The 14,393-nt window shown below is 59.4% G+C and carries 12 protein-coding genes; 2 read left to right on the forward strand and 10 right to left on the reverse strand.

Annotated features, from left to right (window positions below; genetic code table 11):
* Nucleotides 1-575 precede the first annotated feature (575 nt).
* Nucleotides 576-1,763: a BaiN/RdsA family NAD(P)/FAD-dependent oxidoreductase gene (locus ACR0E6_RS08155; RefSeq protein WP_480582289.1), complete on the forward strand. Its 1,188-nt coding sequence runs from the start codon at nt 576-578 to the stop codon at nt 1,761-1,763.
* Here the strand turns inward: ACR0E6_RS08155 and ACR0E6_RS08160 are convergent.
* The 10 genes from ACR0E6_RS08160 to mraZ all read right to left on the reverse strand — a co-directional run bounded on the left by ACR0E6_RS08160 (nt 1,760) and on the right by mraZ (nt 12,860).
* Nucleotides 1,760-2,134, reverse strand: coding sequence for a glycine zipper family protein (locus ACR0E6_RS08160; RefSeq protein WP_170452101.1), 375 nt, complete (start codon nt 2,132-2,134; stop codon nt 1,760-1,762). The two genes, ACR0E6_RS08155 and ACR0E6_RS08160, sit on opposite strands and share 4 nt — an antisense overlap.
* Before the next feature lie 108 nt (nt 2,135-2,242).
* Nucleotides 2,243-3,643, reverse strand: a complete 1,401-nt coding sequence (gene murD / locus ACR0E6_RS08165; RefSeq protein WP_480582291.1) for a UDP-N-acetylmuramoyl-L-alanine--D-glutamate ligase — start codon at nt 3,641-3,643, stop codon at nt 2,243-2,245.
* A gap of 72 nt (nt 3,644-3,715) precedes the next feature.
* Nucleotides 3,716-5,128, reverse strand: a complete 1,413-nt coding sequence (locus ACR0E6_RS08170; RefSeq protein WP_480582293.1) for a tetratricopeptide repeat protein — start codon at nt 5,126-5,128, stop codon at nt 3,716-3,718.
* A 104-nt stretch (nt 5,129-5,232) separates the two neighbouring features.
* On the reverse strand, nt 5,233-6,315 hold the full coding sequence (gene mraY / locus ACR0E6_RS08175) for a phospho-N-acetylmuramoyl-pentapeptide-transferase (protein ID WP_170452107.1): 1,083 nt from the start codon (nt 6,313-6,315) through the stop codon (nt 5,233-5,235).
* A 36-nt stretch (nt 6,316-6,351) separates the two neighbouring features.
* Nucleotides 6,352-7,746, reverse strand: a complete 1,395-nt coding sequence (locus ACR0E6_RS08180) for a UDP-N-acetylmuramoyl-tripeptide--D-alanyl-D-alanine ligase (protein ID WP_480582295.1) — start codon at nt 7,744-7,746, stop codon at nt 6,352-6,354.
* Complete coding sequence (locus ACR0E6_RS08185; protein ID WP_480582297.1) at nt 7,743-9,224, reverse strand: UDP-N-acetylmuramoyl-L-alanyl-D-glutamate--2,6-diaminopimelate ligase; 1,482 nt, start codon at nt 9,222-9,224, stop codon at nt 7,743-7,745. The genes ACR0E6_RS08180 and ACR0E6_RS08185 overlap by 4 nt, the downstream gene beginning before the upstream one ends.
* A 22-nt stretch (nt 9,225-9,246) precedes the next feature.
* Nucleotides 9,247-11,034 (reverse strand): peptidoglycan D,D-transpeptidase FtsI family protein, encoded by a 1,788-nt coding sequence (locus ACR0E6_RS08190; protein ID WP_170633589.1) that lies wholly within the window; start codon nt 11,032-11,034, stop codon nt 9,247-9,249.
* Nucleotides 11,031-11,399, reverse strand: a complete 369-nt coding sequence (ftsL, locus tag ACR0E6_RS08195; RefSeq protein ID WP_480582299.1) for a cell division protein FtsL — start codon at nt 11,397-11,399, stop codon at nt 11,031-11,033. The genes ACR0E6_RS08190 and ftsL overlap by 4 nt, the downstream gene beginning before the upstream one ends.
* On the reverse strand, nt 11,396-12,388 hold the full coding sequence (rsmH, locus tag ACR0E6_RS08200) for a 16S rRNA (cytosine(1402)-N(4))-methyltransferase RsmH (RefSeq protein ID WP_170735318.1): 993 nt from the start codon (nt 12,386-12,388) through the stop codon (nt 11,396-11,398). Before rsmH ends, ftsL begins: the two co-directional genes overlap by 4 nt.
* A 4-nt stretch (nt 12,389-12,392) precedes the next feature.
* Nucleotides 12,393-12,860: a division/cell wall cluster transcriptional repressor MraZ gene (mraZ, locus tag ACR0E6_RS08205; RefSeq protein ID WP_480582301.1), complete on the reverse strand. Its 468-nt coding sequence runs from the start codon at nt 12,858-12,860 to the stop codon at nt 12,393-12,395.
* 950 nt (nt 12,861-13,810) lie between these two features.
* Here mraZ and ACR0E6_RS08210 point away from each other — a divergent pair.
* Nucleotides 13,811-14,035, forward strand: a complete 225-nt coding sequence (locus tag ACR0E6_RS08210; RefSeq protein ID WP_480582303.1) for a DUF1127 domain-containing protein — start codon at nt 13,811-13,813, stop codon at nt 14,033-14,035.
* Nucleotides 14,036-14,393: the final 358 nt, after the last annotated feature.

Raw genomic sequence — 14,393 nt, forward strand, 5'->3', positions numbered from 1 at the left:
ACGAAAAAGAGGAACACGATCGACTTCAGCGACCAAATAGAGCAATGATTACCCGAGAGCGGGAGCCACTAGCATCCTATGTCCACACGATAAACCACCCGATCCCCCCAATAGGTGACTTGGGTCCGGTTTGAAATCAAGAGTTCGAACCAGGTGGATGACTCCAACATGATCTCAGGTGTTTCCCAAGCGAAGCCTGAAAGTCGATAGCCGGAACTGTTTTCCTCTTTCACCTCGATCGGCCATCGTTCAGTAGTCTGCCCGTAGCTCACTTGGACCCATTCGGGTTCGGAACGAAGAAGATAAAGACGATACGAGCCTCCCGGAAAGCTGAGCGTCCAATCCGAAACATTTAGATTCAGCACCTGTGTCTCTGGAATACGATTCCATTTATTCATTTAGCGACAAGACTCAGTTAACCGCTTTATCGCCAGCTTCATGCGCAGACATCGATTTTGTCAATGGATACAAAATCTGACGATACAAAACGACGTTTCTTACAAACCGACCAAGGCACCAGTACTGGTGGCACCGCAACTATTGCCATTTGTCGGAAACCCAGCCATCCCCCATCCATGACCTACGACACGATCATCCTCGGGGCCGGTGCTGCCGGTATGATGTGCGCGACCCATTGCGGCGGGCGCGTAATGGTGATCGACCATGCAAAAGCCCCCGGCGAGAAAATCCGCATTTCGGGCGGCGGGCGCTGCAATTTCACCAACATCTATGCGGGACCAGCAAATTTCCTGTCCCAGAACCCGCATTTCTGCAAATCCGCCCTGGCGCGCTATTCTCAGTGGGATTTCGTCGATCTTGTCGGACGCCACAATATCGCGTGGCACGAGAAAACGCTGGGGCAGCTATTCTGCGACGGGTCCTCGAAACAGATCATCCAGATGCTGCTGACCGAGATGGAGCGTGCCGGGGCCGAACTGTGGGTGCGAACTGAACTCAGGGACCTGCGCAGGACCGAGGCCGGGTTTGCGCTTGAGGTCGACCGCGAAGGTCAGCGCCTCAGCCTTACTTGCAGCAACCTCGTGCTGGCCACAGGCGGTAAATCGATCCCCAAGATGGGGGCGACCGGGCTGGCCTATGACATCGCGCAGCAATTCGGGCTGCGGATCACCGAAACACGTGCCGCTTTGGTCCCGTTCACCTTCTCGGACGGGAAATTCAAAGACCTCTCGGGCGTCTCGCTGCCAGCACGCTTGTCAAACAACCGTACTAGCTTTGACGAGGCGCTGCTGTTCACTCATCGCGGCCTCAGCGGTCCGTCGGTGCTGCAACTGTCGTCCTATTGGCGCGAGGGTGAGGTGATCCGCGTCAACCTGATCCCCGATCTGCCTCTGTTCGACCTGCTGCGGGATCAACGCCAAAACGGCGGGCGCAAGGCGCTGACCACAGAATTGGCCCGCCACCTGCCCGCGCGGCTGGTGGATTACCTCAGCCAGCATATCCCGATGCAGGGCAATCTGGCCGACCAGTCCGACGCCGCATTGAAAGACCTGATCGCCGCCCTGTCCGAGTGGCATCTGACCCCTTCAGGCACAGAAGGTTATCGCACCGCCGAGGTCACTCTGGGCGGGATCGACACAGACGACCTGTCGTCAAAAACGATGGAGGCCAGGGAGATCCCCGGCCTCTATGCGATTGGTGAAGCGGTGGATGTCACCGGCTGGCTGGGCGGATACAACTTTCAATGGGCGTGGTCCTCGGGGCATGCCGCCGGAACCGCCATTGCAAGCCGTCAGCACCCTTAGCCGACGACGTTATACCCGCGCCCGCGCATGCAGTTGCGCACGATGACTTCCTGGTTCTGGTTGTTCTGCAACGCGCTTGCGCCCGCGCCCAGCAACGCCCCTGCGACAGCCGTACGGCCAAGGTCGCTGGCGCTGTCATCAATGATCGCCTTCGCACCCGCCGCACCCGCAGCACCAATGGCCGCCGCACCTGCCGTTCGGCCATCAACAGTTGGCTGCGTCCGTGCCAGAGCCTGACACTGCGCCAGATCCGCATTGTAATTCGGGCCAATATTGCCGTCGATGATCGGCGTATAGTTGGCACCCGAGCTTGCACAGGCCCCAATCAGCAGCACCGCTGGCAAGGCCATCAATTTCTTTCGGTTGGACATATCCGTAACCTCGTTTTCTAACGTCCCGCTAAGGCAAGACCAAATCCGGTGGGGCGTCAAGCCGATAGCGACCCAGAGCAGATGAACCGGCGGTCGATTGCAACCGCGTTATTCAGCCAGCCTTTGCCGCACATTGTCGGCAAAATCCTCACCGCGTTGTTCAAAGTTATCATATTGGTCGAAACTTGCAGCAGCGGGCGCAAGTAACACAGTTTCACCTGCCTCGGCATCCGCCATCGCCTGCTCGACCGCTGCGACCATGGTCGTGCACACTTGCGCATCCACGTTCAGTTGCATGGCGAAACCTGCCGCCTCGCGCCCGATCACATAGGCCTTCAGCACATCGCTTGCAGCATCGTTCAGCGCGTCCAGCCCACCCTCTTTCTCCAACCCGCCGCAGATCCAGCGAATCCGCTTGAACGCGCCCAGCGCCTTCACCGCGCTGTCGACATTGGTGGCCTTGGAATCGTTCACATAAGTCACGCCCCCGGCTTCGGCGATGATCTGGCTGCGATGGGGCAGGCCCGGATAGCTGTGCAGAGCGTCCTCGATCACCCGAGGCGCCAACCCCAGCGAACGGCAGGCCGCATAGGCCGCGCAGGCGTTCTGGTGGTTATGCGTCCCCGGCAGGCCCTTGATCGCCCGCAGATCGATCGAACCCGCCTGCCGCCCTTTGCGGTATTCCGACAAGAACCCCTTGCGGGCAAAAACCTGCCAGCCCGGACCGGTCAGCTTGCGCTCGACCGATATGCGGATCACCCGATCATCCGCTGGCCCCTCGGCCATCTGCCCAGCCAGAAACGCGCCCTCGGCCTCATCCACGCCAATGACGGCGCGATCCGGGCCGCCCTCGGCAAACAACCGTCTTTTGGCAGCAAAATAGCCCCCCATACCGCCGTGACGGTCCAGGTGATCCGGTGAAAGGTTAGTAAATACTGCCACATCCGGCGTCAGAGAGCGGGCGAGTTCCGTCTGATAGCTGCTAAGCTCCAGCACCACGACCGAGCCATCGCCCCCCGGATCAATATCCAGCACCCCGCGCCCGATATTTCCGGCCAATTGCGCATCGCGCCCAGCCTCGGTCAGAATGTGATGGATCAGCGCCGCCGTGGTCGATTTTCCGTTCGACCCGGTCACCGCGATTACGCGCGGCGGGGTGTCATAATTGTTCCATTCCGGCCCGGCAAAGGAACGGAAGAACAGCCCGATATCATTATCGACCGGAACGCCCGCGTCCAAAGCCGCCGCGACAACCGGATTGGGCGTCGGATACAAATGCGGAATGCCCGGAGACACGATCAACGCCGCAATACCCTCAAACGCCCCATTCCGAAGCAGATCGGTACACACAAACCCCTCGGCCTGAGCCCTCTCCCGCGCATCCGGATTGTCATCCCAACACACCGGCTGTGCCCCCCCCGCACGCAACGCCCGCGCGGCGGCCAACCCCGACCGGCCCAGCCCCAGAACCGCAACTTTCTGTTCTGAAAACCCTTTGACCGGGATCATTTGCACGCTCCGTCTTTGTATTTGATGGCGGGGACCACCCTGTACCGATGGCTGTCAGGAATGCAAGCGGGGCTAGTCGTGCTTTCTGGATAGAAAATGCTCCAAGTTCTTGCGAGCCGTCATCGTGTTTGGGTGGTCAAACCCTAAGGTTTTCTTGAGAATCTCCAACGCCTCACGATAGAGAGCTTCGGCCTCTTCATTGCGGCCCGTTGCTTCTATTAACTGAGCTAGGTTGTTTAAATCAATCGCATAGGAAGGATGTTCGACACCTAGAGCTTTGCGGTCAATTTCTATCGCCTCCCTATACAATTCCTCGGCCTCGCCATTTCTCCCCTGTGCCGCGACTACCAAAGCGAGATTGTTAAAGCGGGTAGCATAATCTGGATGCGCTGAGCCAATCGTCGCTTCTCCGATTTCCAACGCTTCACGATACGCCCGTTCAGCTTCTTCGTAACGCTCCTGCTCTAGAAGCAAACTCGCTAAGTTTGTGATGCGAATAGCGTAGTGCGGATGTGATCGACCAATCGTCGCCTCATCAATTTTCAACGCCTCGCGGAATAGCTTCTCAGCCTCACTATCCTGCCCTCGCTTACCAAGCGAAAGGGCGAGGTTATTCAGGCAATTTGCATAGTCTGGATGGAACTCGCCGAATGTTGATTTAGCAATCTCCAATGCCTCACGCATCAGTTCTTCTGCCTCGTCATTTTTTCCGCGCGCGCGGAGCGTGATCGCATGCTCATTTAATGCGCTTGCAAGGTTCTCTTGGACCAATTCCGCGCGCGCTACATTCAACAGTTTTTGACCGTAGTGAAACGCCAAGTCTAATTCTCCCGCGCGCCAAGTGAATTCACGGGCTTTGAACAAAGTGTCGAATGTCATATTTAAGTTCGCCGCTCTCACATAATGTGCTGCGGCATCAGCCCAGCGCACTTCGGCCTCGGCAATCTCACCTCGTCCAAACGCCGCGCGTGCGGCCTCTTGAATCTCCAAGTTACGCCGTTCTTCGATCTCGGCGAAAAGGTCATCCGCAACAGAGTAGTCGCCTTTTTCCAAAGCGGCGCGCGCCTCTGATAGCCGATCCCCGCCGATCTCATTGCCTGATCGTTCCAACAGCGCCTCAAGTTCGGCATTACGTTTTTGCAGTTCGGCCAGACCTTCTTCCGGGTGTGAGATTTGCTTTTCCAACTCGGCGATCCGCGCCCGCAGTTGATCTTTCTCGGCGTCTTGCGCAGCGGTAAGTTCCTCTTCAAGGTCCGCCTTGAGTTCACGTCGAAGTCGGATGAACTCTGGCACCGTCAACGCTGGCCTGTCCGCTGCTTTCAACGGTGCAAGCGCTGACTTGGTTTCCTCATCCAGTTTTACAGTTTGAGTGCCACCAAAGAGCTTCCGAAACGGCTTAAACACTGTTTCGATGATTGCGAGAGCCGCCGCAGCTCCACCCAGAGGAACTCCATATTGAGAAAAAAACGTGAGAAGCCAATCCAACGCCGCACCAATCCAAGAAATGTTGGAACAGCATACGCGTTAGAGACGCAATTTGAAGGAGCACTTCTCCTTGTCTTGGGGCCGAACGTAAGAAACGTTAGTCTTTACCGAACCTTCAACGTCGCCAGACCAATCATCGCCAGGATCAGCGAGATGATCCAGAAGCGGATCACAATGGTCGGCTCGGCCCAGCCCTTTTTCTCATAGTGGTGATGGATCGGGGCCATCAGGAAGACGCGTTTGCCGGTGCGTTTGAAGTAGAGGACCTGGATGATCACGCTCAGCGCTTCGACCACGAACAAGCCTCCGACCACGGCCAGAACCAGCTCGTGTTTCGTGGCCACGGCGATGGCACCCAGCGCGCCGCCCAGCGCCAGTGACCCGGTGTCGCCCATGAACACAGCCGCAGGCGGCGCGTTGTACCACAGGAAGCCAAGCCCCGCGCCGAAGAGGGCCGAGGTGAAGATGAAGATCTCACCGGTGCCGGGCACGTAGTGCACGTCCAGATACTCGGTAAAGTCGACCCGGCCCACGGCGTAGGCGATGATCCCCAGGGTCGAGGCCGCGATCATCGCGGGCATGATGGCCAGACCATCCAGACCATCGGTCAGGTTCACCGCATTTGCGGCCCCCACGATAACGACAATAGCGAACGGGATATAGAAGATGCCCAGATTGACCAGAGTGTCCTTGAACACCGGCACGGCCAGCTGGTTTTGCAGGATTTCAGGATGATGCAAAGTGGCCCAGAGCGAGGCCAGAACGGCGATGATAACGCCCAGCGCAAGCCGCATCCGGCCCGAAACACCCTTAGTATTCTGCTTTGAAACCTTCGCGTAATCGTCGGCAAAGCCGATGGCCGCGTAGGCCAGTGTCACGAACAGCACCATCCAGACATAGGGATTGTCCCACCGCGCCCAGACAAGCGTCGATGTCACCAGCGCGCCGACGATCAGCAACCCGCCCATGGTCGGTGTTCCGGCCTTGGAAAAATGCGCCTCTGGCCCGTCATCGCGGATAGGCTGGCCTTTGCCCTGCTTCCTGCGCAGCACGTTGATCAGCGGCTTGCCGAAGATGAAGCCAAAGATCAGCGCGGTCATGAAGGCGCCGCCTGCGCGGAAGGTAATGTAGCGGAAGAGGTTCCAGAAATCCCCTCCGTCCGACAAGGCGGTCAACCAATACAGCATTACAAAACCCTTCTCACACGAGGCTCATGGGTGCGTTCACCCGTTAAGCGCGCCCCCTTGCCCCATTTTGCGCAGACCGTCAACAATCCGCGCCAGAGCCATGCTCAGCGAGCCCTTGGCCAGCACAGTATCGCCGGTTTTGATCAGATCAGGCAGGTGCACGGCCATCTCGGTGCTGGTTTCAAACCACAGTCCGCGCTTGTTGGCTGGCAGGGCCTGATGCAGAGCCTGCATAAGCGGACCGATGCAATGCACTTGGTCCACACGCGCCATCGCATCGACCTGGGCCATGGCTGCGTGCATGGCCTGTTCCTGCGGCCCCAGTTCTTTCATGTCACCCAGAAAGGCGATGCGGCGCGCGCCTTGCGATGCAGCAAGCACATCCAAGGCGGCCTCCATCGAGGTGGGGTTGGCGTTGTAGCTGTCGTCCAGCAGTTCGATCTGTCCGCCAGCGGCCAGCGGCAAGGTCTCGCGCACGCCGCGCCCCTTGACCGGCGACCATTGTCGCAGACCGGCGATGGCCTGATCCAGATCGACGCCCAGTTCGACGCAAGCGGCCAGAGCGCCCAATGCGTTCATCGCAAAATGCGTACCGGCGGATTGGACGTCGAAGGTGAACTGCGTGTCACCAACCGCGGCTTGGGCCTGAACCGAATCCGGCCCGGCAGTCACATCCGCCAGCTTGTAATCTGCGGCCTGACGGCCAAATTCAACGATCCCTGCACCGTGATCTTGCGCCGTGTGACGCAGAATTTCGGCGTGTTCTATATCGGCGTTCACGATGGCTGCGCCGCCGGGTTCCAGCCCCTCGAAAATAGCCGCCTTTTCGTGGGCGATCCCTGCAACCGACTCAAACGCCTCAAGATGAACCGCAGCCACGGTTGTCACCAGCGCCACATTCGGGCGGGCCTGGCGGGCCAGCGGAGCAATCTCGCCGGGGTGGTTCATGCCGATCTCGATCACCGCAAACTCGGTGTCCTGCGGCATCCGTGCCAGTGTCAGCGGCACGCCCCAATGATTGTTGTAGCTGGCGACGCTGGCATGGGTTTTGCCCTGAGTTTCAAGAATGGTTGCCAGCATTTCCTTGGTCGAAGTTTTGCCGACGCTACCTGTTACCCCGACCACGCGCGCATCTGTCCGCGCGCGCGCGGCCTGCCCGAGCGCCTCGAGCCCGGCTTGCACATCCTCGACGATCAACAGCGGCGCATCCTCGGACACACCCTCGGGGATATGGGAAACCAGCGCCGCCCCTGCACCTTTCTCAAGCGCCTGAGCCACGAAATCATGCCCGTCACGTGCAGCCTTCAGCGCAACAAACAGATCGCCCGGCTGCAACGTTCTTGTGTCAATCGACACGCCATTTGCCTGCCAATCCGTGGTTGCCCGCCCGCCGGTGGCCTCGGCAGCCTCTGCCGCTGTCCAGAGTGTCATGCGACCCTCCCGTCGAGAGCGGCCACGGAAATGCTCGCCTGCTCGACATCGTCGAAGGGCAGAACCTGATCGCCGACGATCTGGCCGGTTTCATGCCCCTTGCCGGCGATCAGCAACGCGTCGCCCGGCTGCAAGGCGTCGATACCGCGAAGGATGGCCTCGGCCCGGTCGCCTACCTCGGTCGCACCCGGTGCGCCGTCCATGACAGCGGCGCGGATGGTGGCCGGATCTTCGCTACGCGGGTTGTCATCGGTGACGAATACGGTATCCGCATGGTTCGTTGCTGCCTTGCCCATCAGCGGACGTTTGGTGGCATCGCGATCTCCACCTGCGCCAACAATGGCGATCAGACGGCCCATCACGTGCGGGCGTAGCGCCTTTAACGCCGTGGCAACGGCGTCAGGCGTATGGGCATAGTCCACAAACACCGCCGCGCCGTTGTCACGGGTGGCCGCCAGTTGCATGCGCCCCCGAACCGTTGTCAGGTGCGGCAGGGTTTCGAACACCCGCTCGGGCTCATCCCCGGCGGCGATGACCAATCCACAGGCGAGCAGGATGTTTTCGGCCTGAAACCCTCCGATCAGGTTCAGGCGGGTCTGGAAAGTCTTGCCTTGCCAGGAAAACCGCAAATCCTGCCCGGTCGAGTCAAAGCGTTGGTTCATTAGGCAAAGATCGGCCTCGCCCAATCCGACTGTCAGCACCGACTGCCCCCGCGCCTCGGCAATCTTGCGCACGCGGGCTCCCTTTGGGTCGCTGAGGTTGATCACTGCGGTCCCATCATGAGGCAGAACCCGGTCAAACAGCCCCATCTTGGCTGCAAAATAGGCCTCGAATGTTTCGTGGTAGTCCAGATGATCCTGCGTGAAGTTCGAAAATCCGGCGGCGGTTAGCTGTACGCCATCCAGCCTGCGCTGCTCTAGCCCATGCGAAGACGCCTCCATCGCCGCGTGGGTCACGCCATTCTCGGCGGCCTCGGACAGACAGCGATGCAGGGTGATCGGTTCGGGCGTGGTGTGGGCCAGCGGAGCAGTCCAAGCGCCCTCGACACCGGTGGTGCCCAGATTGACGGCGGCATGGCCAAGCTCGGTCCAGATCTGGCGCACAAAGCTGGCAACCGAAGTTTTACCGTTGGTGCCGGTGACCGCCACGATGGTTTGCGGCTGCTGTCCAAACCACAGCGCCGCTGATCCGGCCAGCGCCTGACGCGGGTCTTCGACCACGATCAGGGCGGCGTCGGAAGCGGCCAGTTCGGCTGTCGCGATCCGTGCGCCTTCGGCGTCGGTCAGAACGGCAGCGGCCCCCATGCGCAGGGCAAATTGGATGAACTCGCCGCCGTGGACACGGGTGCCGGGAAGGGCCGCAAACAAGTAGCCGTCTTTGACCTCGCGGCTGTCAACGGCCAGCCCGGTGATATCCGGATTTGCGCCACCGCGTGCGGTCAGGGCCAGTTGGCTGAGTTTCTTTGTCGTTGCGCCCATGACCCACCTGTTCTCTGGCACCCTAATTCGAGGTCAGGGTTATAGCAGCGCCCGCCTCAGGCTCAAGCCGAGGACGCAGGCCCAGCAAAGGGGCAACCCGCCCGATCAGCTCAGCCGCAACCGGGACAGCCGTCCAGCCTGCGGTGCGGCGCTTTTCGCCATAGGCCACGATTGACGGTTCATCCAGCGTGACGATCAGCACGTATTTCGGATCATAGGCCGGAAAGATGGTGGCAAAGGTCGCGATGACCTTGTCATCGTAATACCCACCACGCGGCTTGGGTTTATCCGCCGTTCCCGTTTTGCCCGCAACGTCATAACCTTTGACATCGCCAAAGCTGGCGGTGCCGTCGGTCACCACTTTGCGCAGCATCTTCTGCGCCTGCGACGCGGCGCTGTCCGACAAGACGCGCGGACCGTATTGCGGGCCGTTTTTCTTCAGGATCGTCGGGCTGACATAGTGCCCGCCATTGGCAATCGCCGCATATCCCGCCGCCAGATGCATCGGGCTGGTCGACAGGCCATGGCCATAGGAAATGGTCACCGTGCTCAGTTCACCCCATTTCTTGGGCTTCAGCGGCGCGCCCCCGGCGGCCTCGACAATCTCGAACGGTGTGGGTTCAAACATGCCCAGAGTCTGCAGAAACTCCTGCTGTCGTTTGGAACCGATCTGCAAGGCCAACCGCCCGGTTCCCCGATTTGAGCTATGGACGATCACATCCGCGACGCTGATCTTGCCATAATTTTTGCCGTTGAACTCACCAATCGGGAAGCGACCGATTTTCATCGGCCCCGAGGTGTCGATAATGGTCTCGGAGTTCACCAGCCCAAGCTGCACGGCCTGCGCGGCAGTAAAGATCTTGAAGACCGAGCCCAGCTCGTACACGCCCTGCACATAGCGGTTGAACAGTGGGCTGTCAGACGGATCAAAGCCCGAGGTCGGCGGGCGCGGGCGATCATTGGGATCGAAGGACGGCAGCGACGCCGCCGAGACCACCTCACCCGTATGCGCATTCATCAGAACGGCCGAAGCCCCCTTGGCGTTCATGATCTTCATGCCGCCATACAGCACCTGCTCGACCGCGGCCTGAATGGTCAGGTCCAGCGACAGTTGCAGCGGCTTGTTGCCGTTGGCCGGATCGCGCAGATAATCATCGAATTTCTTCTCGACACCAGCAACGCCGATCACTTCGGCAGCACTCACCCCCTCGCGACCAAAACCTGACCCGCCCAGAATATGCGCGGCGAGTTTACCGTTCGGGTACAGCCGCATCTCACGCGGACCAAACAGGATGCCGGGATCGCCGATGTCGTGAACAGCCTGTTTCTGCTCGGGCGAGATGCGCTTCTTGATCCACAGAAACTTGCGGTTGCCGGTGAAGTCCTTGACCAGACGCTCTTTGTCCAAATCGGGGAAAATCGCCACCAACTGATCCGCCGCAGCAATCGGATCGATCATCAGGGGTGGTTGGGCGTAGACCGAATAGGTGTCCAGATTGGTCGCAAGAATCCGACCCTCACGATCCACAATATTGGCGCGCTGCATGGCAATCGCCGCCCCCGGCGCGCTGGCCAGCGGCTCTTGCGCCTCGGACGTCGCCAACATCCCCATCCGGAACCCAACAACCGAGAAGGCACAGAAAAAGAACAGGCCCAGCACCAGCAGGCGCCCCTCGGCCCTGGCGCGGGCGCGATCTTTCATCTGTTCATGGCGCTGACGGATGTTCTCGCGTTCGATGACCTTCGGATTTTCCCCACGCGCACGGGCATCCAGAACACGGGCCAAAGGGCGGAGCGGTGTACGTGTCATGGAATCTGCACCTCGCCCAATGCCTGCAAGTCAGTAATCGCCTGCAATTCAATCGGATCCACGATGGGCAGATCGGGGTCTTCGGCATAAGCAATCTGATCGGCACGCCCAAACTGCTCGGCCCGCAGGGGCAGCAGACCCAGACGTTCGAAATTTAGATCCGCCAGTTCGCGCAACCGGTCAGGACGGTTCAGATAGGCCCATTCGGCGTTCAGAACCGCCAGACGCACCTGCGCCATGCCGATCTCACGCCGCAATTTCTGCGTTTCTTTCAACACTTGCTGGGTGCGGTAATTCTCTTGATACGCCCAAAGCGCCAATCCAAACACGGACAGAGCGGTCAACACATACAAAACACTCTTCATCTTGCCCTTCCCCCCAATTGCGGCATCCCGATTGCGCGGGCGTCAATTTCCCCCGCCGGAGCCTCGGTTCGCACCGCAACACGCAGTTTGGCCGACCGCGCGCGCGGATTTTCCTGCAATTCCTGATCATCCGGGCCCACGGCCTTGCGGGTTTTCAAAGTGAATTGCGGCAATTCCTGTTCCATTTCGGGCGCATAGCGGTTCGCCCGGCCTGTTTTGCCCGCGCGGGACTGAAAGAACCGTTTGACCATGCGGTCTTCGATGGAATGGAAGGTGACAACAGCCAGTTGCCCGCCCGGCTTCAACGCCCGTTCGGCGGCCATGAGGCCCTGAAACAGTTCTTCGTATTCCGCGTTCACCGCGATCCGCAGCCCCTGAAAGCTGCGCGTCGCTGGATGCGATTGCCCCGGCTTCGGGCGCGGCAAGCAGGATTCGATGATCTCTGTCAGACGCAGGGTTGTGGTTATCGGCTCCTCGGCCCGCGCTTTGACAATTGCCTTGGCAATCCGACGGCTGGCGCGTTCTTCACCGTAGTGAAACAGAATATCGGCCAGTTGCGCCTCGGTCGCTTCGTTCACCAGATCAGCGGCGCTTTCACCCTCCTGGCTCATGCGCATGTCCAGCGGCCCGTCCTTCATGAAGGAAAACCCACGCTCGGCCTGATCCAACTGCATGGACGACACCCCGAGGTCCAGCACAACGCCATCCAGACCTTCGGCATATTCGTCCATCCGGGAAAACACGCCGGGTTGCATCACCAGCCGGTCACCATATTCGGCTGCCCAACCCGCCGCCATCTCAAAGGCCAGCGGATCGCGGTCCACGCCGATGACCTTGTCAGCCCCAGCCCCCAACAAGCCACGCGTATACCCGCCCGCGCCGAAGGTTCCGTCCAACCACACGCCTGAAACCGGCGCCACCGCACCCAGCAACGGGCGCAACAGAACAGGGATATGAGGTTTATCGGAAGGGGTGTCAGCGCCGGGCATGCCGTCACGCGTCCCCGATGCCATCGAGATAGACCATCGGGTCGAAATCGCCTGGCAGATCGTCCATCCACTCTTCGGCCTTGGCCAGTTCCTCGACCTCGTAGGTCTCAGGCTTCCAGATCTGGAAGGTGTCACCGGCAGCGATAAAGAACGCCTCATTTGCAAGGTCGATCTTGCTGCGCAGCTTTGCCGGCAGCACCAGCCGCCCGGTTTCGTCCACATTGGTCGGGAAGGATTGACCGTGGAACATGCGCTGCAACATCTTGCGCTCCATCGAGCCGCGCGGCAGCGCATCGATCTTGGCATCAACCTCGTCGATCGCCTGCATCGTATAGCATTCAAGATATTTGCGGCGGTGATCGCCATAGACAATCACAAGCTCAGGATTGTCACCGGGCTGCCAGTTGGGATCGGACGCTTCAAGCACACGGCGAAACGAGGCCGGGATCGAGACCCTGCCCTTCGTGTCCACCTTATGGTGGCTTTCACCTCTAAACCTGCGCGCCAAGACGACTGTCCCTTTCGCTTGCGCCCCACCTCAAATTCACGCCCCCCCCGGATGAAAAACGGCGGGTTGATCTGCTGCCACTGATCAACCCGCCGCATTGACCCGCTTTGCGGGATGTCCAGCTGCACGCGCCACCTGGGGGGATGTCTGCTCGCCCGCGCGCCGGATCTCTTGATAGATGAAAGCGAGATGCCTGTATGAAACCTGATTATTATTGGTTGGGGTCGTTTTGTGCCCCTGCTGCCTCGTCCTCATCGGATAAATAAGGGATGACATGGGAAATCATGGAAATCAACTGGAAAATTTGGTCACTGCGTTCGTCAAGCTGCGATGCGACCATCATATCACTATGATTCACAGGCGTATATACACTGCATATAGACAAGCCGGGCATCCATGTACCCATATGTTCCAATTTCTATAAGCGGAAGAGACTTCCCACGATTTCCCAACTTTTTTCAGAATTACCCCGGCTTTCCGGAAATATCGCCCAAAAACCGTGACACCAATCCCGAATCAATGACCTCAAAATCCACGGCAGTCTTGCTTGGACTATCAATCCACAGAACATCCCATGAATTCCAAAGTGGGGGCCGTCACAGTCCCAAACAGGCTGGCGCTGCTGAAATCTTGGGCTTTTACAACGCACAAATTTTCCAAGTTAGCGCTCAAACATATGGCGAATGCTTGCGGTAACTTTTTTCCGCTTCGCAAACCACAAGCAAAGGCGTGTCCAAAACCCATATTTATAAGGGGAATCTACAGGTGCCCGCTCAACATTCTGATATCTATGCATTTGCTGCATAGCAGCATTGACGTCGCCCGGTATTGTGCAATCGCAGCATTTGCCTATTTTCAGTCTCAAGCAAGCGCCGGACGACACCGGCACAGACACACGAGACCGAGTAAAGCACATGGCTGTTGCAGCAAATTCCACCGCGCTGAATGGCGCACACACAAGCGGGCTGAGCGCGCTGATCGAAGCCGCCAAAACCCGCTTTGCCCGTCACCGCATGTACCGCCAGACGGTCAACGAACTGTCTGGCCTGTCCAACCGCGAGCTTGCCGATCTGGGCCTGCACCGCTCGATGATCCGCCGCGTAGCGATGCAGGCGGCTGACGACTACACCGCGCGCTAAGCGCACCGAAATACCCGAGATCAGACCCTTCCTCCTCCCTTTAGGGTCTGTAATCAGCGGCAGCGTCTCTCCTCCTCCCTGACGCTGCCGCACCTTATACCGGCCCTGAACGCCGGAAACTGATACATCGGGGCTCTCCTCCTCCCTGCCCTGATGTTGAAAGCGCGCGGCGACGTCCTTCTCCTCCCTGACGTCGCCGCGTCGTACCCATACCGGGCTCAAACCCGGGTGCTGATACATCAGGGCTCTCCTCCTCCCTGCTCTGATGTTTCAAAGAGCGGCGGTTCCCCCTCCTCCTCCCTGGGAACCGCCGCTTTTCATTTGCGCACAGCAAAAAAGGGCGCGAACGCCCCTGCTT

It is taken from the genome of Ruegeria sp. AP12 (assembly GCF_056540025.1).

Coding starts and splice junctions, on each gene's coding strand:
- ftsL (WP_480582299.1), bottom strand. CDS start 11,399: ATGAAGAGTGTTTTGTATGTGTTGACCGCTCTGTCCGTGTTTGGATTG.
- ACR0E6_RS08185 (WP_480582297.1), bottom strand. CDS start 9,224: ATGGGCGCAACGACAAAGAAACTCAGCCAACTGGCCCTGACCGCACGC.
- rsmH (WP_170735318.1), bottom strand. CDS start 12,388: ATGCCCGGCGCTGACACCCCTTCCGATAAACCTCATATCCCTGTTCTG.
- ACR0E6_RS08180 (WP_480582295.1), bottom strand. CDS start 7,746: ATGACACTCTGGACAGCGGCAGAGGCTGCCGAGGCCACCGGCGGGCGG.
- ACR0E6_RS08155 (WP_480582289.1), top strand. CDS start 576: ATGACCTACGACACGATCATCCTCGGGGCCGGTGCTGCCGGTATGATG.
- ACR0E6_RS08160 (WP_170452101.1), bottom strand. CDS start 2,134: ATGTCCAACCGAAAGAAATTGATGGCCTTGCCAGCGGTGCTGCTGATT.
- ACR0E6_RS08210 (WP_480582303.1), top strand. CDS start 13,811: ATGGCTGTTGCAGCAAATTCCACCGCGCTGAATGGCGCACACACAAGC.
- murD (WP_480582291.1), bottom strand. CDS start 3,643: ATGATCCCGGTCAAAGGGTTTTCAGAACAGAAAGTTGCGGTTCTGGGG.
- ACR0E6_RS08190 (WP_170633589.1), bottom strand. CDS start 11,034: ATGACACGTACACCGCTCCGCCCTTTGGCCCGTGTTCTGGATGCCCGT.
- mraY (WP_170452107.1), bottom strand. CDS start 6,315: ATGCTGTATTGGTTGACCGCCTTGTCGGACGGAGGGGATTTCTGGAAC.